23 protein-coding genes are annotated in these 25,429 nt (G+C 29.3%); 20 read left to right on the forward strand and 3 right to left on the reverse strand.

The genetic code is table 11. From position 1 onward, the window contains the following. The first annotated feature begins 13 nt into the window (after window positions 1-13). The 11 genes from LPB03_RS13365 (at window position 14) to LPB03_RS13415 (ending at window position 12,438) form a co-directional block, all read left to right on the forward strand. Window positions 14-3,142 carry a UvrD-helicase domain-containing protein gene (locus tag LPB03_RS13365; protein WP_065320090.1) on the forward strand — a complete coding sequence of 1,043 codons (3,129 nt, stop codon included), beginning with the start codon at window positions 14-16 and terminating at the stop codon, window positions 3,140-3,142. Window positions 3,143-3,190: 48 nt separating this feature from the next. Continuing rightward, window positions 3,191-4,384 carry a glycine C-acetyltransferase gene (kbl, locus tag LPB03_RS13370; protein ID WP_065320091.1) on the forward strand — a complete coding sequence of 398 codons (1,194 nt, stop codon included), beginning with the start codon at window positions 3,191-3,193 and terminating at the stop codon, window positions 4,382-4,384. Between the two features lie 115 nt (window positions 4,385-4,499). Next, entirely contained in the window at window positions 4,500-5,852 is a 1,353-nt protein-coding gene (locus tag LPB03_RS13375) for an OmpA family protein (RefSeq protein WP_065320092.1), read from the forward strand. A gap of 156 nt (window positions 5,853-6,008) precedes the next feature. After that, a complete protein-coding gene (gene atpD, locus LPB03_RS13380; RefSeq protein ID WP_065320156.1) occupies window positions 6,009-7,520 on the forward strand; it encodes a F0F1 ATP synthase subunit beta in 1,512 nt (503 codons plus the stop codon). A 71-nt stretch (window positions 7,521-7,591) separates the two neighbouring features. Then, entirely contained in the window at window positions 7,592-7,885 is a 294-nt protein-coding gene (locus LPB03_RS13385; protein WP_065320093.1) for a FoF1 ATP synthase subunit delta/epsilon, read from the forward strand. Between the two features lie 309 nt (window positions 7,886-8,194). Further along, the gene (locus tag LPB03_RS13390) at window positions 8,195-8,818 is read left to right on the forward strand and encodes a hypothetical protein (RefSeq protein WP_065320157.1); all 624 of its coding nucleotides are present in this window, start codon (window positions 8,195-8,197) and stop codon (window positions 8,816-8,818) included. A 2-nt stretch (window positions 8,819-8,820) separates the two neighbouring features. Continuing rightward, window positions 8,821-9,459 carry a hypothetical protein gene (locus LPB03_RS13395; RefSeq protein WP_065320158.1) on the forward strand — a complete coding sequence of 213 codons (639 nt, stop codon included), beginning with the start codon at window positions 8,821-8,823 and terminating at the stop codon, window positions 9,457-9,459. After that, a complete protein-coding gene (locus LPB03_RS13400; RefSeq protein ID WP_065320159.1) occupies window positions 9,414-10,163 on the forward strand; it encodes a sensor histidine kinase in 750 nt (249 codons plus the stop codon). Before LPB03_RS13395 ends, LPB03_RS13400 begins: the two co-directional genes overlap by 46 nt. Next, a complete protein-coding gene (locus LPB03_RS13405) occupies window positions 10,160-10,804 on the forward strand; it encodes a response regulator transcription factor (protein ID WP_065320160.1) in 645 nt (214 codons plus the stop codon). The genes LPB03_RS13400 and LPB03_RS13405 overlap by 4 nt, the downstream gene beginning before the upstream one ends. A gap of 20 nt (window positions 10,805-10,824) precedes the next feature. After that, entirely contained in the window at window positions 10,825-11,220 is a 396-nt protein-coding gene (gene rbfA, locus LPB03_RS13410) for a 30S ribosome-binding factor RbfA (RefSeq protein WP_065320161.1), read from the forward strand. A 15-nt stretch (window positions 11,221-11,235) separates the two neighbouring features. Further along, window positions 11,236-12,438, forward strand: a complete 1,203-nt coding sequence (locus LPB03_RS13415) for an ABC transporter permease (RefSeq protein WP_065320162.1) — start codon at window positions 11,236-11,238, stop codon at window positions 12,436-12,438. Between the two features lie 10 nt (window positions 12,439-12,448). Here the strand turns inward: LPB03_RS13415 and dusB are convergent, their stop codons facing one another. Together dusB and LPB03_RS13425 are read right to left on the reverse strand one after the other, a co-directional pair. After that, complete coding sequence (dusB, locus tag LPB03_RS13420) at window positions 12,449-13,447, reverse strand: tRNA dihydrouridine synthase DusB (protein ID WP_065320163.1); 999 nt, start codon at window positions 13,445-13,447, stop codon at window positions 12,449-12,451. A 283-nt stretch (window positions 13,448-13,730) separates the two neighbouring features. After that, window positions 13,731-14,954, reverse strand: coding sequence for a M28 family peptidase (locus LPB03_RS13425; protein ID WP_065320164.1), 1,224 nt, complete (start codon window positions 14,952-14,954; stop codon window positions 13,731-13,733). A 43-nt stretch (window positions 14,955-14,997) separates the two neighbouring features. On the opposite strand from LPB03_RS13425, the gene LPB03_RS13430 reads away from it, so the two are divergent. The 6 genes from LPB03_RS13430 (at window position 14,998) to LPB03_RS16670 (ending at window position 20,439) form a co-directional block, all read left to right on the forward strand. Beyond that, window positions 14,998-16,095, forward strand: coding sequence for a TolB family protein (locus tag LPB03_RS13430; protein ID WP_065320165.1), 1,098 nt, complete (start codon window positions 14,998-15,000; stop codon window positions 16,093-16,095). Window positions 16,096-16,098: 3 nt separating this feature from the next. Then, window positions 16,099-16,377, forward strand: coding sequence for an EF-hand domain-containing protein (locus LPB03_RS13435; RefSeq protein WP_065320166.1), 279 nt, complete (start codon window positions 16,099-16,101; stop codon window positions 16,375-16,377). A 23-nt stretch (window positions 16,378-16,400) separates the two neighbouring features. After that, on the forward strand, window positions 16,401-16,676 hold the full coding sequence (locus LPB03_RS13440; protein WP_065320167.1) for an EF-hand domain-containing protein: 276 nt from the start codon (window positions 16,401-16,403) through the stop codon (window positions 16,674-16,676). Between the two features lie 368 nt (window positions 16,677-17,044). Continuing rightward, window positions 17,045-18,304 carry a PepSY-associated TM helix domain-containing protein gene (locus tag LPB03_RS13445; RefSeq protein ID WP_065320168.1) on the forward strand — a complete coding sequence of 420 codons (1,260 nt, stop codon included), beginning with the start codon at window positions 17,045-17,047 and terminating at the stop codon, window positions 18,302-18,304. Between the two features lie 128 nt (window positions 18,305-18,432). Next, a complete protein-coding gene (lepA, locus tag LPB03_RS13450; RefSeq protein ID WP_065320169.1) occupies window positions 18,433-20,229 on the forward strand; it encodes a translation elongation factor 4 in 1,797 nt (598 codons plus the stop codon). 33 nt (window positions 20,230-20,262) lie between these two features. After that, window positions 20,263-20,439 carry a hypothetical protein gene (locus tag LPB03_RS16670; protein ID WP_157579363.1) on the forward strand — a complete coding sequence of 59 codons (177 nt, stop codon included), beginning with the start codon at window positions 20,263-20,265 and terminating at the stop codon, window positions 20,437-20,439. A 176-nt stretch (window positions 20,440-20,615) separates the two neighbouring features. On the opposite strand, the gene LPB03_RS13455 is transcribed toward LPB03_RS16670, so the two are convergent. After that, window positions 20,616-21,500 (reverse strand): sterol desaturase family protein, encoded by an 885-nt coding sequence (locus tag LPB03_RS13455; protein ID WP_065320170.1) that lies wholly within the window; start codon window positions 21,498-21,500, stop codon window positions 20,616-20,618. Between the two features lie 379 nt (window positions 21,501-21,879). On the opposite strand from LPB03_RS13455, the gene tig reads away from it, so the two are divergent. The 3 genes from tig (at window position 21,880) to clpX (ending at window position 25,421) form a co-directional block, all read left to right on the forward strand. Beyond that, window positions 21,880-23,205, forward strand: a complete 1,326-nt coding sequence (gene tig, locus LPB03_RS13460; protein WP_065320171.1) for a trigger factor — start codon at window positions 21,880-21,882, stop codon at window positions 23,203-23,205. 194 nt (window positions 23,206-23,399) lie between these two features. Next, window positions 23,400-24,074 (forward strand): ATP-dependent Clp endopeptidase proteolytic subunit ClpP, encoded by a 675-nt coding sequence (clpP, locus tag LPB03_RS13465; protein ID WP_065320172.1) that lies wholly within the window; start codon window positions 23,400-23,402, stop codon window positions 24,072-24,074. A 105-nt stretch (window positions 24,075-24,179) separates the two neighbouring features. Further along, entirely contained in the window at window positions 24,180-25,421 is a 1,242-nt protein-coding gene (gene clpX / locus LPB03_RS13470) for an ATP-dependent Clp protease ATP-binding subunit ClpX (RefSeq protein ID WP_065320173.1), read from the forward strand. Window positions 25,422-25,429: the final 8 nt, after the last annotated feature.

Here is a 25,429-nt window from a genome sequence, read left to right on the forward strand (position 1 = left end):
TAAAAATAACGCTGTGCAACAATCCTCAACTTTTCAAGTTTACAATGCTTCTGCAGGAAGTGGAAAAACATTCACATTAGTAAAAGAATTCTTAAAAGTTTTATTAAGTTCTAATGATGTTTTTACGTTTCAGAAAGTTTTGGCAATTACGTTTACCAACAAAGCTGCTGGTGAAATGAAAGAGCGAGTTCTCGCTAATTTAGAAGATTTTGCTGATGAAAAAGAGAATGATTTATTATTTTTAATAATCAAAGAAGCTAATCTTGAGAAAGAAATAATTCAGCAAAGAAGTAAGAGAATTTTGAGTGCTATTTTACAAAATTACTCAGCTTTTTCAATAACTACGATTGATAGTTTTACGCACAAAATAATTAAAAGTTTTGCTCACGATTTAGGATTATCGCTCAACTTTGAGGTTGAAATGGATGCAATTTCTCTGCTAAATGAAGCTGTAGATGTTTTAATTTCCAAAATCGGAACTGATAAAAAACTCACAAAATTATTAATCGATTATTCTTTAGATAAAACTGATGATGATAAATCTTGGGATATTTCTAGAGATTTAAATGATTTTGCTAGAATTCTTTTAAATGAAGATGATATTAAGCATTTCAGAGAATTATCAAAAAAGAGTTTAGAGGACTTTACCAATTTAAAGTCGAAGCTTTTTTTACATCAAAAGGAATTAAAAATCGAATTTAAAAAAGTTGGTGAAGATTGTTTGGGTTTAATTGCAAGTCACGATTTGGAACATAAAGATTTTATGCGAGCAACGATTCCGAAATTCTTTGCAGATATAAATTTTAAGGGTTTTAATTTCACGTATTTAACACGAAGTGAAACCATTCAAAAAGCAATTGATTCTCATCAGTATTATTCTAAATCTACCACAGATGCTATTGCACAAAGTATAGAAAGTATTGTTCCAGAAATTATTAATTTATTTGAAAAATCAAAAGTGATTTATAGTCAGTTTTTGATGAATAAATTAACCTTGAAAAATATAATTCCATTAGCGGTTTTAAATAATATCAACATTGAATTAGAAACGATAAAAGAAGAAAATAATATTAGATTAAATGCAGAGTTTAATCAGTTAATTTCTGACAATATCAAAGAACAACCAGCTCCTTTTATTTATGAACGAATTGGACAGCGTTTTCAGCATTATTTTATTGATGAAATGCAAGATACATCTATGTTGCAATGGCGAAATTTAATTCCGTTAATTGATAATGCATTAGCCCAAGAAAATGGTAATTTGTTATTAGTTGGCGATGGAAAACAAGCAATTTATAGATGGAGAGGAGGAAAGGCAGAACAGTTTATTGAGTTAGGCTCTAGCAAAGAAAATCCCTTCGCAATTTCTAAAGAAATTAGAAGTTTAGAAACCAACTTTAGGAGTTATTCTGAGGTCATCAACTTTAATAATTCATTTTTTAAACACACTGCAAATTTTATTGAGAACGAATCTTATAAAAACTTGTTTTTAGAAGGGAATACGCAATTTGAAAATGCTAAAAAAGGCGGATTTGTTTCACTTTCATTTTTGGATAAAGAAGAAGAAAAGGAAGATGAAAAAGTAAAATATCCGAAGAAAGTTTTAGAAAAAATACATGAATTAAAAGAGCATTTTTCATTAGGTGAAATATGCATTTTAACAAGAAAAAGAGCGGATGGAGTTGCGATTGCTAATTATCTATCAGAAAATGGCATCGATATTATTTCATCAGAAACTTTGTTGTTACAAAATAGCCCAAAAGTTTGTTTTATTGTTGATGTTCTAAAAGTGTTACAAAATCCGAATGATGAGGAAACACGATTTGAAATGTTATATTTTTTACATCAACATTTACAAATTGAAAGACCAAAACATATTTTTTTAAATGAATTTGCAAAATCCGATAACAAAACCATTTTTGAAGCTTTAAAATCTTACGGAATTTCTTTTGATATTTTAACCTTTCATCAAATACCATTTTATGAAAAAATTGAAGAAATTATTAGAGGTTTTAATCTTGTAAATTCTTCTGATGCTTATGTTCAGTTCTTTTTAGATGTTGTTTTAGAAAAACAAAGAAAAAATATTGATGTTAGCGATTTTTTAGATTTTTGGGAAATCAAAAAAAATAGTTTGAGTATTGTTGCTCCAGAAAGTGCAAATGCAGTTCAAATAATGACAATTCATAAATCGAAAGGGTTGGAATTTCCTGTGGTAATTTTTCCTTGTGATGTAGATATTTATCGACAAATCAATCCAAAAGTTTGGGTAAATGAATTGCCAGAAAACTACGATAATTTTAAAGAATTATTGCTTCCTTATAATAAGGAGTTGAGTCATGTAAATAATAGGGGTTTGCAAATTTATAATCAGCAAAGAGAAGAAATGGAATTAGATAATTTTAATTTATTATATGTTTCTTTAACTAGGGCTGTAGAGCAATTGCATGTGATTACCGAAAATAAAATCTCATCAAAAGGAGAAGAAAATACCAATTTTTATTCGGGCGTTTTTATCAACTATTTAAAACAATTAAATCTTTGGGATGATGATTTGTTAGCATATTCTTTTGGTGATAAAAAAAGAGCAAGTAAAAGAGCAGAATTGAAATCTGTAGCAGAAATTCATGAGAAATTTATTTCTACACCTTGGCAAGAACACAATGTTGTTTTATTGGCTGGCGCTTCTAAATTATGGGACACAACTCAAGGAGAGGCTATTAATTTCGGGAATTTAATTCACGAAATTTTATCCAAAATTATCACAATAGAAAATATTGATAATGTTGTTGCTCAATTTCATCAACAGGGTTTTATGAATGAGGAGCAATCCAAAGAAATAAAAGATAAGATTTATGCAGTTATTAATCATCAAAAGTTAAAGAGATATTTTTCAGATGATGTAACAATCTATAATGAAAGAGAAATTGTAGATGTAGATAATCAAATTTTAATTCCTGATCGATTAGTTTTTAATGATGATAATCAAGTTGTAATTATTGATTATAAGACAGGAAGCCCATCAAATGACCATCATCAACAAATCTTAAAATATGAAAGAGTTTTAAAGTCGATGGGTTTTAAAGTGATTAAAAAATTATTAATTTATATAAATCAAGAAATAGATGTTGTTGAAGTATAAGCAGAAAAATTAAACTTTGTAACTTTGTATTTCTTAAATCGATAAAAAATGTACGGAAAAATTAAAGATACCTTAACAAAAGAACTTCAAGAAATAAAAGAAGCAGGTTTGTATAAATCTGAAAGAATTATAACATCTTCGCAAGATGCGATTATAAAAATTTCAACAGGAGAAGAAGTTATAAACTTTTGTGCTAACAATTATTTAGGATTGTCTAACCATCCAGAAGTAATTCAAGCTGCAAAAGATACGTTAGATACGCATGGATTTGGAATGTCTTCAGTTCGTTTTATTTGCGGAACACAAGATATCCATAAGCAATTAGAAGAGAAAATTGCAGAATTTTACACAACAGACGATACCATTTTATATGCTGCTTGTTTTGATGCTAATGGAGGGATTTTTGAACCCTTATTAACAAAAGATGATGCCATTATTTCTGATAGTCTAAATCACGCTTCTATTATTGATGGTGTTCGTTTATGTAAAGCAGGACGTTATAGATATAATAACAATGATATGGCTTCTCTTGAAGAACAATTAATTGAAGCAAATAAAAATAATCATCGTTTTAAATTAATTGTAACAGATGGTGTTTTTTCTATGGATGGAATCGTAGCTAAATTAGATGAAATTTGCGATTTAGCAGATAAATACGATGCTTTAGTGATGGTTGATGAATGCCATGCAACTGGCTTTATTGGTAAAACAGGAAGAGGTACTGTAGAGTTAAAAAATGTAATGGATAGAGTTGATATTGTTACTGGAACTTTAGGGAAAGCTTTAGGTGGAGCAATGGGTGGTTATACTACAGGTAAAAAAGAAATTATTGAAATTTTACGTCAACGTTCAAGGCCATATTTGTTTTCAAATTCATTAGCGCCAGCAATAGTTGGTGCCTCTTTAAAAGTTTTCGATTTAATTGCAAATGACACAACTTTAAGAGATCAATTAGAATGGAATACTAATTACTTTAGAACAGAAATGGAAAAGGCCGGGTTTGATTTGGTGGGTGCAGATGCAGCTATTGTGCCTGTTATGCTATATGATGCAAAATTATCTCAAACAATGGCAAACAAATTATTAGAAAAAGGTATTTACGTAATTGGTTTCTTTTTTCCAGTAGTTCCAAAAGAAAAAGCTAGAATAAGAGTGCAATTGTCAGCAGCTCATACAAAAGAGCATTTAGATAAAGCGATTGCTGCGTTTATTGAGGTAGGTAAGGAGTTAAAAGTAATTTAGAATTAATAAAAACTTGTTTTTATATTAATATTTCGTAGATTTGTCTTTGTTAATACGAAAGAAGACTTTACTTTTGCGTATTAAAATAACGAACTTTTAATTTAAAAATTTGATAATGAAACGATTAAAAATAGCTGTGATAGCTTTATTTGCGTTTGTAGCGGTTAGCAACGTAAACGCACAGGATGAAAACAACCCTTGGGCTGTTAGTTTTGGAGTAAATATTATAGATTTCTACGGAAGTGATGATTTTAGCGATCAAGTTAAAGACTTACTTGGAAATAGTGATTGGAATTTTTTACCATCTATATCTAGGATAACTGGAGAGAAGTATTTGGATAAAGGGTTTACTTTACAGTTAGCTGGATCTTTGAGTAAGATTGAAACACTTAGAAGTAAAGATGACTCGGATTTTATGTATTACAATATTGGAGCTAATGTTAAGTATGATGTGAATAATTTAATTGGAGAAACTGGTTGGTTTGATCCTTTTGTGTATTTAGGTGGTGCTTATGCATCTGCAGATTCTCAAGGCGAAGGAATGCTAAATGTTGGTATGGGTTTTAACACTTGGTTTAATGATAATTTAGGTTTAAGTTTTCAAACAGGTACTTTAAAAGGTTTTTCTGATAAAGTTAGAGCACACTATCAATCTACTTTAGGTTTAGTTATTAAATTTGGAGGTAAAGACACTGATGGAGATGGAGTATATGACAAGAATGATGAATGTCCAAACGAAGCTGGTTTAGTAGAGTTTAATGGATGTCCGGATGCAGATAACGACGGAATTAAGGATTCTGAAGATGCTTGTCCTTATGTAGCTGGTTTAGCAGCTATGAATGGTTGTCCTGATGCTGATGGTGATGGTGTTGCTGATAAAGATGATATGTGTCCTAGTGAAAAAGGAACAAAAGCGAACAAAGGTTGTCCAGATTCAGATGGAGATGGAGTTGTAGATAAAGACGATAAATGTCCTTCTACTTCAGGTCCAGCTGCAAACAATGGATGTCCTTGGCCAGATACTGATGGAGATGGAGTTTTAGATAAAGATGATAAATGTATCAACGAAGCTGGTCCAGCATCTAATTCAGGATGTCCAGAACTAACATCTGCTGATACCTTAGCAATGTTATCAGAATACACAAAAGGTATTTTATTTGATTTTGATAGAGCCGTAATTAAAGATGCTGCTGCTAAAAAATTAGATATGGTATATGATTTAATTAATTCTACAGAAAACATTATATATGTTATTGAAGGTTATACAGATAGTGTTGGAACAACTGGTTATAACAAATATTTATCTGAAAGAAGAGCAGAGTCTGTAAAAACTTATTTAGTTAAAAAAGGTATGGCTGCTAGCAAATTAGAAACAGTTGGTTTTGGAGAGACTAATCCTACAGCAACTAATGCTACTGCTGATGGAAGAGCTAAAAATAGAAGAGTAGTTATAAAATTAAACGAATAGTTTTAACTACCTGTAAATTATTAAAAACTCTGCTCAATTTGAGCAGAGTTTTTTTTGTAAAGAATGTTTTTTAAATCCAATCTAAAAAAGTAACTTTGCACCTTCAAAATAAGAGTGTTATTTCCTATTATTAACAATAATTTAATTAGATACAAAATGTCTACAACCACAGGTAAAGTTTCTCAAATAATTGGGCCAGTTATTGATGTTGAATTCAATACTGAAAATAATGAACTTCCTAAAATTTATGATTCTTTAGAGATAAAAAAAGCAGATGGTTCAATTTTAGTTTTAGAAGTACAACAACACATTGGTGAAGATACTGTTAGAACTATTTCTATGGATGCAACTGATGGATTAAGTAGAGGAACAGAAGTTTACGCTACAGGAAGTCCAATTCAAATGCCAATAGGAAATGATATTTATGGACGTCTATTTAATGTTACTGGAGATGCCATTGATGGTCTTGGAAATTTAAAAAAAGAAGGTAAAGATGGTTTGCCAATTCATAGATCAGCACCTAAGTTTGAAGACTTATCAGTATCTACAGAAGTATTATTTACTGGGATTAAAGTAATCGATCTAATTGAACCTTACGCAAAAGGAGGTAAAATTGGTTTATTTGGTGGAGCAGGAGTTGGAAAAACAGTTCTAATTCAAGAATTGATTAACAACATCGCAAAAGGTCATGGAGGTTTATCTGTTTTTGCTGGAGTTGGAGAAAGAACTCGTGAAGGAAATGATTTACTTCGTGAAATGTTAGAGTCTGGAATTATCAAATATGGTGATGACTTTATGCATTCTATGGAAGAAGGAGGATGGGATTTATCTAAAGTTGATAAGCCTGGAATGAGAGCATCTAAAGCAACATTTGTTTTTGGACAAATGAATGAGCCACCTGGAGCACGTGCAAGAGTTGCATTATCTGGTTTAACTATTGCTGAGTATTTTAGAGATGGAGCTGGAGAAGCACAAGGAAAAGATGTACTTTTCTTTGTGGATAATATTTTTAGATTTACACAAGCAGGTTCAGAGGTATCTGCACTTTTAGGACGTATGCCATCTGCAGTAGGTTATCAACCAACCCTAGCTACAGAAATGGGTGCAATGCAAGAACGTATTACATCAACTAAAAAAGGTTCTATTACATCTGTACAAGCAGTTTATGTACCTGCAGATGATTTAACAGATCCTGCACCAGCAACAACGTTTGCGCATTTAGATGCAACAACAGTTTTATCTCGTAAAATTGCAGAATTAGGTATTTATCCTGCAGTAGATCCTTTAGATTCTACTTCAAGAATTTTATCTGCTGAAATTTTAGGTGCAGAACATTACAATACTGCAACTGCTGTAAAAGAAATTTTACAACGTTATAAAGAATTACAAGATATTATTGCTATTTTAGGGATGGAAGAATTATCTGAAGAAGATAAATTAGTAGTTCATAGAGCAAGACGTGTACAACGTTTCTTATCTCAACCTTTCCATGTTGCTGAACAATTTACTGGTATACCAGGTGTTTTAGTAGATATTAAAGATACTATTAAAGGCTTTAATATGATTATGGATGGTGAGTTAGATAAATATCCTGAAGCAGCATTTAACTTAAGAGGATCAATTCAAGATGCAATTGATGCTGGTGAAAAAATGTTAGCAGAAGCTTAAAATTTGTATATAGTTTGCAGTTTCAGTTTTTGTCTGATTCTTAAAACTACATATTAAAAACTATAAAAAATATGTTTTTAGAAATTGTAACACCAGAGGCTATTTTGTTCTCATCTGAAGTGGATTCTATTACAGTTCCAGGAGTTGATGGAGATTTTCAAATGTTGAACAATCATGCACCAATTATTTCTATTTTAAGAGAAGGAGTTGTTAAAGTTCATGTTCATTCTCAACAACATTTTGAGTTAGATGATTTACATGGTAAATTAATTCCTCATATTGATGACGATAATGTTTTAACATTAGAGATAAATTCAGGAACATTAGAATTAAAGGATAACAAAGCTATTATATTAGCTGATTGATATATCAAAAAGTTTTAAAATAAAAAATCTCAAAACAGTTATATGTTTTGAGATTTTTTATTTTAAATCATTTTTTGTTCAATTTTAATATAAACTAAAAAAACACCTTTAAATATAAAGATGTTTTTTAGCAATTTTCCCTTTCGAGATTTTCCTTTTTTCTTATTTCAAAGATGCAACTGTTTCTTCATATAATTACAAGTATAAAACCCTAAAAGTAAAGGGGAAAAACACCCTTTTCTACGTATAGGTTTATGAATTAGTTAATTATATTGTACTTTAGTCTTTATAAAATTAAATGTTTGTAAAATGAAACTACAATTAACTAAATTATTTTCTTTATTAACAATACTATTATTTGCTTATTCATGTAAAACTGAATGTAACCACACAGATGATGGAAATGAATCTTGTTACCCTAATAATGAAAAACCATCTCAGGTAATCACTTATAACGATATGGCTGATATGATGGATGCTTATGATAATGGTGCAAAAAAAGAGTTGAATAAATATATTAATAAGAAATCTAAAGGAAAAGACTCTATATCAACAGAATATAATTGGTATAATATTGATGATTTAAAACAATATATAGCTTACATAGAAAGAATTTCTAAAGAAAAAAATATTCCTGTAACTGGTTTTAGAATATATCCAACTCAATATCCTAAGAAATATAAAATAGAAAAATATCAAAATAGAAGTACATTAATTTTTACACCAACAACTAAAATTAATGGTAAAATAGATGTTGCATTTGAACCTTTGTATTCCAAAAATGGGAAGCCTGTTGAAATATCTCAATTTTTAGAACAAGTTAGAGCTAATAAGAATGTTCAAAAGAGTGGTTTTTTATCATTCTCAACAACTATACAAGATTTGGAAAGCTCTTCTGCAAATAGAATACAAATAGTACCACCACCCCATTAAAAATGAATGATTTAAAGTTTGGAGATATCGTTTTTGTTATTGAAATCTTAAGTATAATTTTAAGTCTAAGGTACTTCCCTAAATTTAAAAAAACTTATTATTACTTCTTTATTGCTTTTTTAGTATTTGCTGTTTTATTTGAAACACTTGGAATGCTTGTAAAAGGAAATAATAACTATTGGGTATATAATATTTATACCTTCTTTGAATTTTCATCTTTAATAGGTGTTTATTATTTTCTAAACACAAGCACAAAATCAAAAAAAATTATAATAGTTCTTTCTATAATTTATTATATAATTTATTTTATTAGTTTTAAATACGTTGTACTTCAGAAATATACTGTAATAATTTTACCTTTTTTTGTAGTACCATTTATGTTTTTATATTTACAAAAATTATTAAATTCTAGTAAGATAATGAATTATAAAAAAGTGTTACCTTTTTGGTTAACAGTTGGTTTTTTAATTTATTATCTTGCAAGTGTTCCTTTTTTCTCATTACAATATTTGTTTGGTTTATATGATAGGTTGCTTTTTACACTTTTATCTGCGGTAGTTATAATTATGCACCTTATATTTATAGTTAGTTTAATATGGATAAGACCAATACAGAAATCATCATCATCATATTTACAATAATAATATTATTTGTAACCATAGGTATTATTTTATTATTTACTATTTTTCAAAAAAGAAAAAACGAATTACTGAAGCAACAAAAATTAGCCAAAGAAGAATTTGAGAAAGAAATTGCAGAAACTCAAATTGAAATAAGAGAAGAAACTCTTAGAAATATAAGTTGGGAATTACACGATAATATTGGACAACTTTTAACTTTAGCCAAAATTCAACTACAAAATACTACCAAAGAAAACGTTAAAGAAGTTTCTGAAACCATTACAAAAGGATTAAACGAAGTACGTGCATTATCAAAATTAATTAATCCTGAGGCTATCAACAATATCAATTTAAAAGAAGCTGTTCAATTAGAAGTAGATCGTTTTAATCGTTTAGAGTTTATAAAATCTAGCTTAACGATTACTGGTTCTGATATTGATATCGATAAAAAAGCAACCATTATAATTTTTCGAATTTTACAGGAGTTTTTCTCTAATACAATTAAACATTCAAAAGCATCAGAGCTTAGTGTTTGTTTAAGTTATACTGAGTCTCACTTGAAAATTGTAGCCAAAGATAATGGTGTTGGTTTTTTATCCGAAGAAAAAAAAGAAGGTATAGGACTGATAAATATTAAAAATAGAGCAAAATTAATTGGTGCAGAAGCTTTATTTACATCAGAAAAAAATAAGGGAACAACGCTAGAAATTAATTATAAATTATGATAAAACATTCAGTAGTTATTGTCGATGATCACACATTATTATCTCAGGCAATTCAAACAATGGTGAATACTTTTGATAAATTTGAAGTGTTATATACTTGCAAAAATGGGCAAGAATTGGTTGAAAAATTCACAAACTCATCATCAAATATTCCAGAGGTTGTTTTAATGGATATTAACATGCCAATTATGAATGGTATCGAAACAACTGAATGGATTCATAAAACATATCCAAAAGTAAATATTATGGCTCTTTCTGTTGAAGATGATGACAAAACTGTGCTAAAAATGTTAAAAGCTGGTGCAGTTGGTTATTTATTAAAAGATACAGAGAAAACTATTTTAGAAAAAGCATTAATTGAAATTGTAGACAATGGTTTTTATCATACTAAAAACGTTACAAATTTACTTGTAAAATCGATTACTGGTGTTGTTGAAGAAGAAATAATTTTTAGAGATAAAGAAATTCAATTTATGAAACTTGCTTGTACTGAATATACATACAAAGAAATTGCAAATGAAATGAATTTGAGCCCAAAAACAATTGATGGTTATAGAGATACTTTATTTACAAAACTAAATGTAAAAAATAGAGTAGGTTTAGTTATGTATGCTATAAAAAATAAAATTTACACTCTCTAAAAATATCGTAAATTTGCAGCATGGAAGAAACAAACAGACAAAGAAAAATTGCGGGAGTTCTGCAAAAAGATTTGGTAGATGTGCTACAAAAAGCAGCACAAGATGGTATGAAGGGAGTTTTAATTTCTGTTTCTAAAGTACACGTTACTTCAGATTTGGGAGTTGCAAAAGTATATTTAAGCATTTTTCCTTCAGATAAAAGAGACGAAATTGTAAAAGGTGTGCAATCGAACACTGCTACAATTCGTTATGAAATGGCAAGAAGAACTAAAAATCAATTACGTAGAATGCCAGAATTATTATTTTTTGGTGATGATACTCTAGATTATTTAGAAGAAATTGACAAATCTTTAAATGGACAGGATGAAAACCCAATCAAAAATCCTGATGTGTTACCAAAACGTAAAAAAATATAAATTCAATTTACTTTATTGAATTTCTCACTCTACATAGCCAAAAGATATTTATTTACTAAAACAAGCAATAATGCTATCAACATTATAACCATTATTGCTTCTTTTGGAGTTATTGTAGGCTCTTTAGCGTTATTTATTATCCTTTCTGGCTTTTCTGGTTTAAGAACTTTTAGTTACAGTTTATTAGATGCTTCTGATCCTGATATTAAAATTACATCAGTAAAAGGAAAATCTTTTATTCTTACTGATGATGTTTACAAAATTATAACAGGAAATCAGGATGTAAAAGCAAGTTCTAAAATAATTGAAGAGCGTGTTTTTTTAGAACACAATGAAAAAAATGAAATAGCATACATTAAAGGAGTTGAAGAAAACTATGCTGAAATTACAAGTATAGATTCAGCATTAGAAATTGGTAATTGGTTAGATAAAGAATATACAAACACAGCTGTAATTGGTAGAACCATAGCAGCAAAATTATCTTTAGGAATTAGAAGTTTTGGAGAACCATTATCTATCTTAGTTCCAAAACCAGGAACAGGTTTTATAAACCCAAACAACGCTTTTTATAAAACAAATGTTCAGATTGTTGGTTTATATATTGGTACAGAAGATTTTGAAAGTAAATATGTATTTGTAAATTTAGAACAAGCAAAAGATTTATTAAAGTTCGATGAAAACCAAATTACTGGTATAGAACTAAAATTAGTAGATCCTTTAAATGCAGATGCTGTTGCAGAGGAGCTTCAAAATAATTTAGGGACAACTTTTAGAGTGCAAACAAAAGAACAATTGAATGAAGTTTTTTATAAAGTAATAAATACGGAGAATTTTGTTTCTTATTTAATTTTTACACTCATTGTAATTATTGCTTTATTCAATGTAATTGGTACTATAATTATGATGATTATAGACAAAAAAGAAAATCTAAAAACACTATATAATTTAGGAACAACCGTAAAAGAGATTAAAAAAATATTTGTTTTACAAGGTTTTTTACTTACTTTTTTTGGAATGATTATAGGGTTACTAATTGGAGTTATCGCAGTTTTTCTCCAGAGTAAATATGGTTTTTTTATGATTACAGAAAGTTTACCTTATCCTGTAGAATTTAGATTTTTAAATCTGTTGATTGTAATTTTAACGATTACAGTTTTAGGTTTTATAGCTGCTAAAATTGCAAGTAGTAGAATTAATAAAGAGTTTATAGAAAGATAGATAAATTTATCTAAAGTTCAGAAATAGCAACATTTCCAAACTTTTCTTCAACTTCATTAAAAGCATCAAAAACATCTTTAGAATCGTCAGAAGTTACCATTTTCATTCTATATTCTTTAAAATGTGGAATTCCTTTAAAGTAATTCGTGTAATGTCTTCTTGTTTCTACAACTCCTAAATGTTCTCCTTTCCAATCAATGGCCATCTGTAAATGTCTTCTAGCCATTTCAGTACGTTCTGCAATTGTAGGTTTTGGTAAATGCTCACCAGTTTTAAAAAAGTGCTTTACTTCTTTAAAAAACCAAGGGTAACCAATAGAAGCTCTCCCAATCATAGCTCCATCCAAACCATATTCATCACGCATTTTCATGGCTCTTTCAGGAGTGGTAATATCACCATTTCCAAAAACAGGAATGTGCATTCTTTGGTTGTTTTTTACTTGAGCAATAGGCTTCCAATCTGCATCTCCTTTATACATTTGTGCTCTAGTTCTTCCATGAATAGAAATTGCTTTGCAGCCAACATCTTGCAAACGTTCTGCGACTTCTACAATTCGAATAGAATCATGGTCCCAGCCCAAACGTGTTTTTACAGTAATTGGTAAATTGGTATGTTTAACCATCGCTTCTGTAAGCGAAACCATTAAATCTATATCTTTTAAAATTCCTGCTCCAGCACCTTTTGAAACTACTTTTTTTACAGGACAACCAAAATTGATATCAATAATATCTGGATTTGATTTTTCTACAATTTCGATTGTTTGCAACATCGATTCTAAATTTGCACCAAAAATCTGAATTCCTACAGGTCTTTCTTTTTCGTATATATCTAGTTTCATGACGCTTTTTGCAGCGTCTCTAATTAATCCTTCAGAAGAAATAAATTCTGTATACACAACATCTGCACCATTTTCTTTGCACAAAGCTCTAAATGGAGGATCTGAAACATCTTCCATTGGTGCTAATAAAAGTGGAAAATCGGGTAATTCTATGTTGCCTATTTTTACCAAAACTGATTATTTTTCTGCAAAATTAGTGATTTTTAATGAAACTAAATTTTGAAAAATAAGGAAGTTGTAAATTCAAAGAAATAAGTTGAATAACTCCATAATTTAGCTTTTTTCAAGACTCTAAATTACTCATTTAATTTGGGTTTTCCTCAAAACCCAACATCCATAAAAACCTAAAAAAGTCAAAATCACTCGAACTGGCAACAGACTTTTTAAAATGTTTTATTCATGCTGGCACTTCGAGTGAAATTCTTTTTTCAAGAATTTTGTATCGAGAAGTTTTTTAGAAATTAATTTCCTTTTCAACTTTCTCATTACCTCTTTTTACCACAACTTTTGTAGAACTTCCTTCTTCAAAAACAGATAAAGCACGCATATAACTCATCATATTTGTTACTAAACTATCACCGAGTTTTATAACAATATCGCCTTTTTTAAGACCTGCTTTTTGTGCAGGTTTGTCTTCAGAAATTCCGTCAATTCGCATTCCTTTTCCGTCAAAAAGATAATCTGGAATTACACCTAAACCAACTTTAAAACGAGGAGTATCTTCACTTTCATTCTTCGTTTTTCTGAATGAAATTTTTCCATTATCATCCAAATCAGTAATAATATTAAAAATATAATCAGAAATTAAATGCATTCCATCATAATTCAGTTTTTCTGAATCATCTCCTGGTTTGTGATAATCTTCATGCTGACCCGTAAAAAAATGTAAAACAGGAATATCAGCTAAATAAAAACTTGTATGATCACTAGGACCCACTCCAGATTCTTGTTGAACCAATCTGAAATTATCATTATGAGATTTTAAAACTTGCTTAAATATTGGCGAAGTTCCTGTGCCATAAACTGCCAAAGAAGAATCTTTTTTCATTCTGCCAACCATATCCATATTTATCATATAAGATATTTTTTTAATGTCGATTGTTGGATTTTTCACAAAATAATTAGAACCTAAAAGCCCCATTTCTTCGCCAGAAAATCCCATAAAAAGGTAATTGTTATTGGTGTTTTTCGTTTTTAATTTTGCTGCTAAATTTAGTAAAACTGCAACTCCAGAAGCATTGTCATCAGCTCCATTATGTATTGCTTTAATAGAGTCTCTATACAAAGAACCTTCGCCACCAAAACCCAAATGATCATAATGTGCACCAATTATAATGGTGTTTTCTGCATTATTATTCAAAAAACCAAGTATGTTATTTCCTGTAATAGTTCCATCTCCATTCACATCAAATTTAACTTCGTCATGAGGATTTGTTTTTGGTCTAAAAGAAAAAGGCTGTAAATAATTTTGAGTTCCTTTTGGTTGTAAACCCAATTCTTTGAAACGATTTGAAATATAAGCAGCAGCTTTTTTTTCGCCTTCAGTTCCTGTTTGTCTTCCTTCTAATTCATCCGAAGCCAAAAAAGTAACATCTTCTTTAATTCGGTTTTCTTGGTTTATTTCTGGTTTACAAGAAATTAAAATGCTCAAAAAGATAAAAAATAAGATGTTTTTCATAATGATAATATTATTTTTGTAAAGTTAAAAAATATAAAACAAAATGAGATTACTTTCTATACTTGTATTGGCATTATTGATGTTTTCATGCAAAACTGATAAAAAACAATCTAAAAATAATTCAGCAGAAAATACAATTGTAAAAGATTCTTTAATTTACCCTGAAGAAGTGCATTTTAAAAGTTTACGTCAAGTAACTTTTGGCGGCGATAATGCAGAAGCTTATTGGAGTTTTGATGATAAACAACTCGTTTTTCAGTCTAATTATAAAAATTGGAATGTAAGTTGTGATCAGATGTTTTTAATGAATGCTGATGAGAATTTTAAAGACAAAATGCCACCAATGATTTCTACAGGAAAAGGACGTACAACCTGTGCGTATTTTTTACCAGATAGCAAACATATTATTTACGCATCTACACACTTGGTAGATGATAATTGCCCAGATGTACCTTTGCGTAAAAACGGAAAATACATTTGGCCTGTGTATGATAGTTTCGATATTTTTATGGCAGATTTAGAAGGAAATATTGTAAAACAATTAACGAATGAAGTTGGTTATGATGCAGAACCTACAGTGTCTCCAAAAGGTGATAAAATTGTTTTTACATCAACCAGAAGTGGCGATTTAGAATTATATACTATGAATATTGATGGTTCTGATGTGAAACAAATAACAGACGAATTAGGGTATGATGGAGGTGCGTTTTTCTCTCCTGATGGAAGCAAAATTATCTTTAGATCTTCTAGACCAAAAACTCCAGAAGCAATAAAAGCTTACAAAGATTTATTAGCAGAAGGTTTGGTAGAACCCACAGAAATGGAGCTTTATATTTGTAATGCTGATGGTTCTGAATTACGACAATTAACAGATTTAGGAAACGCAAATTGGAGTCCGTTTTTTCATCCTTCAGGAAAAAAGATTTTATTTTCATCTAATTTTGAAGCAGAAAGAGGTTTTCCTTTCAATTTATATTTAATTGATATAGATGGTAAAAACCTAGAAAGAGTAACTCATGGAGAAACTTTTGATGCGTTTCCAGTTTTTTCTAATGATGGAAAAAAGTTGGCTTTTTCATCAAACAGAAACAATGGAGGTGGAAGAGATACCAATTTGTTTATTGCAGAATGGCAAGATTAAAAAATGGCTTGGACAAAAGAAAAAATACTCATAAATATTGAAAGTTTGATGCGTAGTAAATTTACGAATCCTAAAGATGCTTTTGATTATTATGATAATGATAAAGATGGTTTTTTAACTAAAGCTGATTTTAAAATTTTATTAAAAGAAGCTGGAGTTAGTTTGTTAATAAGAGGTTTAGTTGCTGAATTCATGATGAAAAGCTTCGACCAAAATAACGATAATTTAGTAAGTTGGTTTGAGTTTCAAAAAGCCATCAAAGAATCAGGAATAAAAGAGTAAAACAAAATTTAAAGAAATATAAAATGGGTGCAAAAGAAAATATATTAAGAGATATTCACATATTAATTTCAACCAAATTTAAATCTCCAGAAGATGCATTTGCAGCTTTTGATAAAGACAAAGATGGTTCTTTAAACAAAGATGAAATTAAAGATTTACTGAAAGAAGCAGGCGTAAATAGCTTTTTGAGAGGTTTGGTTGCTGGTGAAATGATAAAAGGATATGATAAATCTGGTGATGATAAAATAAATAAAGAAGAATTTAAAGTCGCTATTGCAGAATTGAATAGAGATTATTAAGAATTCAAAAAAATAAATAAGGTAGAGTCAAATTCAATCTACCTTATTTATTTTAAAGCGTATTTTACAATTATTCTAAATCCGAAATTACTTCATCTTATAGGATTCAATTTTTTTTCTTTTCCAAACATCACAACTTATAAAGGTGTTTTTTTTGATGATATTTCTCTATATCCATTAGAATTACCATTTGGTTTTTTAAGATTTTCTTTTAAAAATCGCCATATTTTTCAATAATGTTGAAAGAAAAAAAGGTATTAAAATTCAAGTTTTAAAAATTTAGAATACTTTAACATCTTTAATTTATCGAGTTTATTTTTAAAATGTTTCTTTGTTCAAAATCGTAAAATATTCGATTTTTTTAACAGATGAAAAAACTTCAAAAGAAAGATTATTTTGCAATACATAGTTGGATAGGAGTTCAGCTAAGCATTATTTTTTTTATTGTTTGTTTTTCTGGCACAGTAGCTGTTTTTAGTCATGAATTGGATTGGGTTTTTAATCCTGAAATGAGAGCAAGCCCACAAAAAGAGCTGGCTTCAAAAAATGAAATTTTAAAACAACTAAAAACAGATTTCCCTAATCAACAGATCACTTTTTGGGAAAAATCTAGAGAAGATTATTTAGTAGATATTATTCATTTAGAAAATGAAAAAGGCGCTATTTTATATGTTTTTGCAAATCCTTATACAGGAAAAATACAAGGAAGTTCTTCTGGAACAATTCAGCGTTTTTTTAGAGATTTACATTATAATTTATTTATTCCTACAGATATAGGGAATTATATGGTGTTAATTTTTGGGTTTTTATTGTTGGGTTCTTTACTTAGTGGCTTAAAATTTATCAACAATAAAAGAAAACATTCTTTAAATATTGGTAAGAAAAATAACGCTTTGGCCTATACTAAAAATTTGCATAAAACTTTTGCAGTTTGGTCAATTCCATTTATCATACTGTTTTCGGTATCTGCAATTTGGTATTTTACAGAAAGAGCTAATTTATTTTCGATTGCAGATTTTATTGATGATAAAGAAATTGAGAATATTTCAATGAGTTCTACTAAAGTTGAAAATTTCTCTTACAGTTTAGATTATGATGATGCTATTGAAATCGCTAAAAAAGAAATCCCAAATTTTACATTTGGTTCTTTCGTGATTTCTGATAACTATAAAACACTAGAAGTTAGAGGGAATTCTGATGTACCATTAGCAAGATATAGAGCCAATAGAGTTGTCATAGATGCAAAAACGAATGCAGTGTTATTTTTACAAAAAGCGACAGAAACCAATTCTTTAATGACCATAAATAATTTGATAGATCCAATTCATTTTGGATATTTTGGAGGTTTATTTACAAAAGCAATTTGGTTTATTTTTGGAATCTTAATTTGTTATTTAGCTGCAAGTGGCATTTGGATTTATCTAAAAAGAATATCAAAAAATAAAAAAGGAACGTACACATTTAGATATCTGAATTGGTCCTTATTTGCAGTAATTCAGTTTTTTATGTATTCAAGACTTATTTTAGAACAACAAATTTCATTAAAAAACCACGTTATAATTTTATGTTTCTGGTTATTGTTTTTATACTTAATGTATCATATTTTCTACAAAAAAATACGCGCTTAAATTTTATTATAAACATAGCAATTGTGTTATAGTAACTTTTATCTAAAAAAACCAACTTAATACATTCTTAAACGATTACTTTATTAACTATCTTTGCAAACCATTAGTGGTAAACGAAGTATAGAAGGATGAAGAACATTAGAAATTTTTGCATTATTGCTCATATTGATCATGGTAAAAGTACATTAGCAGACAGGTTGCTAGATTTTACTGGAACTGTAACTGCTCGTGAAAAAAAAGAGCAACTATTAGATAGTATGGATTTGGAGCGTGAACGTGGAATTACCATAAAATCTCACGCAATTCAAATGGATTACACACATAATGGAGAGCAATATATTTTAAATTTAATTGATACTCCAGGTCACGTAGATTTCTCTTACGAAGTTTCAAGATCTATTGCAGCTTGTGAAGGAGCTTTGCTAATTGTAGATGCAGCACAAAGTATTCAAGCACAAACAATTTCTAACTTATACTTAGCTTTAGAGAATGATTTAGAAATTATTCCTGTACTAAATAAAGTAGATTTACCTTCTGCAAATCCAGAAGAAGTAACAGATGATATTGTAGATTTATTAGGTTGTGACCCTGAAGAAGTTATTCATGCAAGTGGAAAAACTGGGTTTGGAGTTGATAATATTTTAAATGCAATTATTAATAGGATTCCTGCACCAAAAGGAGATCCTGATGCTCCATTACAAGCCTTAATTTTCGATTCTGTATATAATTCTTATAGAGGAATTGAAACTTATTTTAGAGTTTTTAATGGTGAAATTAAAAAAGGACAAGAAATAAAATTTGTTGCAACAGGTAAAAATTATTTTGCAGATGAAGTTGGTACTTTAAAACTAACACAAGTTGTTAAAAAATCTGTAAAAACAGGCGATGTTGGCTATTTAATTACAGGAATAAAAACTGCAAAAGAAGTAAAAGTTGGTGATACTATTACCGATTTTGCCAATCCAACAAAAGAAATTATTGAAGGTTTTGAAGATGTAAAACCAATGGTTTTTGCAGGTATTTATCCTGTTGATACAGAAGATTATGAAGAATTGCGTAGTTCTATGGAAAAACTGCAATTAAATGATGCTTCTTTAGTATTTCAACCAGAAAGTTCTGCAGCTTTAGGTTTTGGTTTTAGATGTGGTTTTCTTGGAATGTTACACATGGAAATTATTCAAGAACGTTTGGAACGCGAGTTTAATATGACTGTGATTACAACAGTTCCTAACGTATCTTATCATGCTTATACAAAGAAAAATCCAGAGGAATTAATCTTGTTGAACAACCCAACAGATTTACCTGATCCTTCTAGATTAGATAGAGTAGAGGAACCTTTTATAAAAGCAAGTATTATTACAAAATCCGATTTTGTTGGACAAGTAATGAGTTTGTGTATCGAAAAACGTGGGCAAATCATCAACCAAACGTATTTAACAACACAAAGAGTTGAGCTAATTTTTGAAATGCCTTTGGCAGAAATTGTGTTCGATTTTTACGATCGTTTAAAAACTGTTTCTAAAGGATATGCATCTTTCGATTATCATCCAATTGGAATGCGTGAATCGAAATTAGTAAGAGTAGATATTTTACTAAACGCACAACCTGTAGATGCACTTTCTGCTTTGTTGCATGCAGATAATGCCTATTCTATTGGTAAAAAAATAGTTGAGAAATTAAAAGAATTAATTCCAAGACAACAGTTTGATATTCCTATTCAGGCTGCAATTGGTGCAAAAATTATTGCCAGAGAAACTACCAAAGCTTTGCGTAAAGATGTTACTGCAAAATGTTATGGAGGTGATATTTCTAGAAAACGTAAGTTATTAGAAAAGCAGAAAAAAGGTAAGAAAAGAATGCGTCAAGTTGGGAATGTAGAAATTCCTCAAGAAGCATTTATGGCTGTCTTAAAGTTGAATGATTAATCTTTTTGAGAGAAGAAACAAGATAAAACTAACATGAATAAAAGTCAAATAATAGGATTATTAATTGCAATTGTTGGAGTATCATTAGGATTATTTTGGAAAAAATCTTTTAAATACGATGGTTTTTTTGATTTTTTAATGGGCGTTATTGGAGCAATTGGCATTAGTTTAGTCTTTAAAATTCTACCACCAAAAAGGAAAAGTAGCTAATACAAATTATAAAAATAAATAAGAGCCTTTTTGAGAAATCAAGAAGGTTTTTTATTTGAAGCTATTTCCTGCTTTCAGCACTCGCTTTTTTTATGCTGAAAAAGCATAAAAAAGAGCTCAAACAAATGCTTCAATCAGGGCTAGAATTGTTTGCTAGCTTTCAGATTTCTAAGAATTTATTTCTTCCCTAAAGGATACATTTCTTGTTCTAAAAATCCTTTTGGGAAATTTTCATCACCTTTAAAACCAATTTCTATATCTCTTCCAGAATGTGGAATGTAATTCGTTTTAAAAATATAATCCCAAATACTCAAAGTCAATCCGAAGTTTACACCGAATTTTCTTTCTGCTGGCAATTCTTTAGAGTGATGCCAAATATGCATTTTAGGGTTGTTAAAAATGTATTTCAACCAACCATAATCCCAATTAATATTTGCGTGGTTTAAGTGACCAATTGTAATATTAAAAAAGTGAACAAACGCAACATCTTTTGCAGAAAATCCGCCAATAATTGCCAAAGGAATATATCTTAAGGAATTGTAAACTACAGGTTCCATCCAATGATAACGCAAGTGTGCAGCAAAACCCATTTCTTTTACAGAGTGATGTACTTTATGAAAATTCCAAAGAAATTCAACTCTATGCAACAATCTGTGTGTCCACCATTGCACAAAATCAACCACAATAAAAAAGATAAATATTCTTATAAAAAATGGTAAAGAATTTAAGTCTAACAATTCAAAACTTGAAACTGATAAACCTACCAAACTTAAAATATCATTAAAAATTTCTGCAGCAGAATTTGATAAAGCAATCAATACAATTAAGTTCAATAAAAAGAAATTAAAGAACATGTAAAAAGTATCTAACCAAAAATCTTTACGAAACAAAGATTGATTTTTTCGCCAAGGAAAAATAGCTTCTAAACCCCAAACAACTAAAGAAATAATAATTAAACCGTAGAAATAATTCTCCCAGTTCAAATCCATCAAAACAGATTTTTGAATATAGTTCCAATAACTGGAATACGAGTTTTTTATGATGTCTATGTATTTATTCATGGTTATTTATAAGCAAGATAGAAGTTACACTTCCGAATTTTTCAAATTCAAATGCACCATAAAAATAATGAAAGATTTTCATTTCTTTATTAATAGCATATAGAATTTTAAACTATTACAATTGTTTTTTCTAATCAAAAAAAAATAGATTTATTCCATTATAGAACCCTTCAAGTAAGTATGAATTATTATGTATAATTTTTTTGGCTTAAAGTTTTTATTGAGTCTATTTATATATCAATTATAAATTTCGCTTTTATTGCTGTTTTTTTATATAATGAAACAAAATTAGCTGTAATTGAACAATTTAAACTTTTGTAGGCTTAATAAAATTGATTAATTTTGCAGTCGATTTTTTAAGAACTAGAGATAATAACAAATGAATATTACAAAAGAAAATGTAGATGCGTTAAACGCAGTTATTAAAATTGATATTGTTGCAGACGATTATCAAGCAAAAGTAACAGAAAAGTTAACAGATTATCGCAAAAAGGCAAACATACCTGGTTTTAGAAAAGGGCAAGTGCCAATGGGAATGATTAAAAAGCAGTATGGAAAATCTATAATGATAGATGAAGTAAATACACTTTTACAAGCTTCCTTAAATAAATTTTTACAAGAAGAAAAGTTAGACATTTTAGGAAATCCTATTCCAAGAATTAACGAAGATTTTAACTGGAATGCAGATACTTTTACATTTGAATTCGAAATTGGTTTAGCACCAGAATTTAAGGTAGATTTATCAGAAAAAAATAAAATTAAGCAATATAATATTGTTGCAACAGAGGAGTTAATTAACGAAGAAGTTAAGAACATTCAAACTCGTTATGGAAAAGTTAGCCCAATTGAAGAAGCTACTAAAGATGCAAATGTTACAGGAACTTTTGTAAACGAGGAAAAAGAAATTAACAAAAAAGGAACTTTTTTAGTTACAGATTTAGAAGGTAAGAAAAACCAAAATAAAATTATTGGAGCTAAAGTTGGTGATGTTATTGAGTTAGAATCAAAGAAATTATTTGAAAACGACCATAAATTACAACACATTTTAGGAGTTTCTCATGATGAAATTCACGATTTAGATATTAAACTAACATTTACTGTTGAAACTATTACTGAAACAGAACCTGCAGAATTAGATCAAGAATTGTTTGATAAATTATTTGCTGATGGTAGTGTTACAACTGCAACTCAATTAAAAGATAAGATTAAAGAAGATGCTGAAAAGCAGTTTCAACAACAAGCAGATCAGTTTTTATTAACTGCTGTTCAAGAATATTTAATTGAAAATACAAAGTTCGATTTACCTGCAGATTTCTTAAAGAAATGGTTAAAAACTGCTGGTGAAAAAGAATTAACTGCTGAAGAAGCTGCAGCTGAATTCGAAAAATCTGAAAAAGGATTACGTTACCAATTAATTGAAGGAAAGTTGATGAAAGATAATGACATCAAACTAGACTATAAAGAATTGGTAGAGTATGCTAAAGTTTTTATCCGTCAGCAAATGGCGCAATTTGGTAACATGAATCCAGAAGAAAAAGAATTGGATGAAATTGCAGGTAGAATTTTACAAAATCAAGAAGAAGCTCAAAAATTACAGGGACAATTAATTAGTCAAAAATTAATTACGTTCTTTAAAGAAAATATCAACTTTAATACAGTAGAAGTTTCTTACGAAGAGTTTATTAAAGAAGCTTACAAACAATAATTTTCTTTATTGAAAGAAAAGTAATTTGTTCCTTTAAAAAAAAGAGCAACTTCTTTAATTTTTGTTTCAAAAAAGATAAAAAGAATAAAGAACCTGAATTGAAAAATTCAGGTTCTTTGGTTCAAAAACTCTAACAAAATATTAAGAGAATAGTTCTTACCTTTACATTATTAAACTTAAAATAGAATCACGAAATGGATTACGGAAAAGAGTTCAAAAACTTCGCTATAAATCACCATGGAATTAATAGCTTACATTATGACACTTTAAAAAGTGCAGTTACTCCAACAGGATTAACGCCAAATATTATGGAAGAGCGTCAAATGAACATCACCCAAATGGATGTTTTTTCACGTTTAATGATGGATAGAATTATATTTCTTGGTACAGGAATTAACGATCAAGTAGCAAATATTGTACAAGCACAATTGTTGTTTTTACAAAGTGCAGATTCAACAAAAGATATTTCAATTTATATAAATTCTCCTGGAGGAGGTGTTTATGCAGGTTTGGGTATTTACGATACAATGCAGTTTATAACACCAGATGTTGCAACAATTTGTACAGGAATGGCTGCTTCTATGGGTGCAGTTTTAATGTGTGCAGGAGCAAAAGGAAAACGTTCTGCTTTGCCACATTCTAGAATTATGATTCACCAACCTTTAGGTGGTGCACAAGGACAAGCGTCTGATATTGAAATTACTGCAAGAGAAATCTTAAAGTTAAAAGATGAATTATATGCAATTATTTCAAAGCATTCAGGACAATCAATAGAAAAAGTTCACAACGATTCTGATAGAGATTATTGGCTAAAAGCTGATGAAGCTAAAGCATATGGAATGATTGATGAAGTTTTAGTGAGAAAATAATTTTTAGGCTTTTGGCTAATTTGCTATTCGCAATTGGCTAAAAATAGTTTAAAACATAAAGTTGAGAGCGAAAGGCGATTAGCGAAAAGCAAAAAGCGAAAGAAAATGTCGAAAGAAGAGAATTTAGAGTGTTCGTTTTGCGGACGAAAAAAAGCAGAAACAGATTTACTAATTGCAGGAATGGATGCCCATATTTGCGATAAATGTATAGAACAAGCTCATGGAATTGTAGAAGAAGAAATTTCTGAAGCAAAAACAGATGGCTTGTCTAAAGATTTAATTCTAAAAAAGCCACAAGAAATTAAAGCTTTTTTAGATCAATATATTATTGGGCAAGTAGAAACAAAAAGAGCAATGTCAGTGGCAGTTTATAATCACTATAAACGTTTATTGCAAACTAAAGACAATGACGATGATGATGTAGAAATCGAAAAATCGAACATTATTTTGGTAGGTGAAACTGGTACAGGAAAAACATTGGTTGCAAAAACAATTGCAAAGATGTTAAATGTTCCTTTTTCAATTGTTGATGCTACAGTTTTAACACAAGCAGGTTATGTTGGTGAAGATGTAGAAAGTATTTTAAGTAGGTTGTTGCAAGTCGCAGATTATGATGTTGCAAAAGCTGAAAAAGGAATCGTTTTTATTGATGAAATTGATAAAATTGCCAGAAAAGGAGATAATCCATCAATCACTAGAGATGTTTCTGGTGAAGGAGTTCAGCAAGCTTTATTAAAATTATTAGAAGGAACTGTTGTAAATGTGGCACCAAAAGGTGGTAGAAAACATCCAGAGCAAAAATTTATTGAGGTTAATACCAAAGAGATTTTATTTATTGCTGGAGGTGCATTTTCAGGAATTGAAAGAATTATCAGCAAACGTTTAAACAGACAAGCAGTTGGTTTTGCAGCTTCTTTAGAAGATGACAAAATAGATGAAGGTAATTTGTTGCAATATATTATTCCATCAGATTTAAAAGCCTTTGGTCTAATTCCAGAAATTATTGGACGTTTACCAGTGTTGAGTTACATGAATCCTTTAGATGCAGATACTTTACGAGCAATTTTAACAGAGCCAAAAAATTCAATTATTAAACAATATGCAAAATTGTTTAAAATGGATGATGTTGATTTTACAATCGAAGAAGAGGCTTTAAATTACATTGTTGGTAAAGCAGTGGAGTATAAATTAGGTGCAAGAGGTTTACGTTCTTTATGTGAAGCTATTTTTACAGATGCCATGTTCGATTTACCAAGTTCTGATGATAAAGAATTAAATGTTACCAAAGAATATGCAGAAGCAAAATTAACAAATACAACGTTAAAGAAGTTAAAAGCAGCTTCTTAGTGTTTTTT

The sequence above is a fragment of the Polaribacter vadi genome (assembly GCF_001761365.1).
In the GTDB taxonomy this organism is placed as follows: Bacteria; Bacteroidota; Bacteroidia; order Flavobacteriales; family Flavobacteriaceae; genus Polaribacter; species Polaribacter vadi.

Excerpts from the sequence above, each read along its gene's own strand:
- kbl (WP_065320091.1), top strand. The coding sequence starts at position 3,191 with ATGTACGGAAAAATTAAAGATACCTTAACAAAAGAACTTCAAGAAATA.
- LPB03_RS13375 (WP_065320092.1), top strand. The coding sequence starts at position 4,500 with ATGAAACGATTAAAAATAGCTGTGATAGCTTTATTTGCGTTTGTAGCG.
- atpD (WP_065320156.1), top strand. The coding sequence starts at position 6,009 with ATGTCTACAACCACAGGTAAAGTTTCTCAAATAATTGGGCCAGTTATT.
- LPB03_RS13385 (WP_065320093.1), top strand. The coding sequence starts at position 7,592 with ATGTTTTTAGAAATTGTAACACCAGAGGCTATTTTGTTCTCATCTGAA.
- LPB03_RS13390 (WP_065320157.1), top strand. The coding sequence starts at position 8,195 with ATGAAACTACAATTAACTAAATTATTTTCTTTATTAACAATACTATTA.
- LPB03_RS13395 (WP_065320158.1), top strand. The coding sequence starts at position 8,821 with ATGAATGATTTAAAGTTTGGAGATATCGTTTTTGTTATTGAAATCTTA.
- LPB03_RS13400 (WP_065320159.1), top strand. The coding sequence starts at position 9,414 with ATGGATAAGACCAATACAGAAATCATCATCATCATATTTACAATAATA.
- LPB03_RS13405 (WP_065320160.1), top strand. The coding sequence starts at position 10,160 with ATGATAAAACATTCAGTAGTTATTGTCGATGATCACACATTATTATCT.
- rbfA (WP_065320161.1), top strand. The coding sequence starts at position 10,825 with ATGGAAGAAACAAACAGACAAAGAAAAATTGCGGGAGTTCTGCAAAAA.
- LPB03_RS13425 (WP_065320164.1), bottom strand. The coding sequence starts at position 14,954 with ATGAAAAACATCTTATTTTTTATCTTTTTGAGCATTTTAATTTCTTGT.
- LPB03_RS13430 (WP_065320165.1), top strand. The coding sequence starts at position 14,998 with ATGAGATTACTTTCTATACTTGTATTGGCATTATTGATGTTTTCATGC.
- LPB03_RS13435 (WP_065320166.1), top strand. The coding sequence starts at position 16,099 with ATGGCTTGGACAAAAGAAAAAATACTCATAAATATTGAAAGTTTGATG.
- LPB03_RS13440 (WP_065320167.1), top strand. The coding sequence starts at position 16,401 with ATGGGTGCAAAAGAAAATATATTAAGAGATATTCACATATTAATTTCA.
- LPB03_RS13445 (WP_065320168.1), top strand. The coding sequence starts at position 17,045 with ATGAAAAAACTTCAAAAGAAAGATTATTTTGCAATACATAGTTGGATA.
- lepA (WP_065320169.1), top strand. The coding sequence starts at position 18,433 with ATGAAGAACATTAGAAATTTTTGCATTATTGCTCATATTGATCATGGT.
- LPB03_RS16670 (WP_157579363.1), top strand. The coding sequence starts at position 20,263 with ATGAATAAAAGTCAAATAATAGGATTATTAATTGCAATTGTTGGAGTA.
- LPB03_RS13455 (WP_065320170.1), bottom strand. The coding sequence starts at position 21,500 with ATGAATAAATACATAGACATCATAAAAAACTCGTATTCCAGTTATTGG.
- tig (WP_065320171.1), top strand. The coding sequence starts at position 21,880 with ATGAATATTACAAAAGAAAATGTAGATGCGTTAAACGCAGTTATTAAA.
- clpP (WP_065320172.1), top strand. The coding sequence starts at position 23,400 with ATGGATTACGGAAAAGAGTTCAAAAACTTCGCTATAAATCACCATGGA.
- clpX (WP_065320173.1), top strand. The coding sequence starts at position 24,180 with ATGTCGAAAGAAGAGAATTTAGAGTGTTCGTTTTGCGGACGAAAAAAA.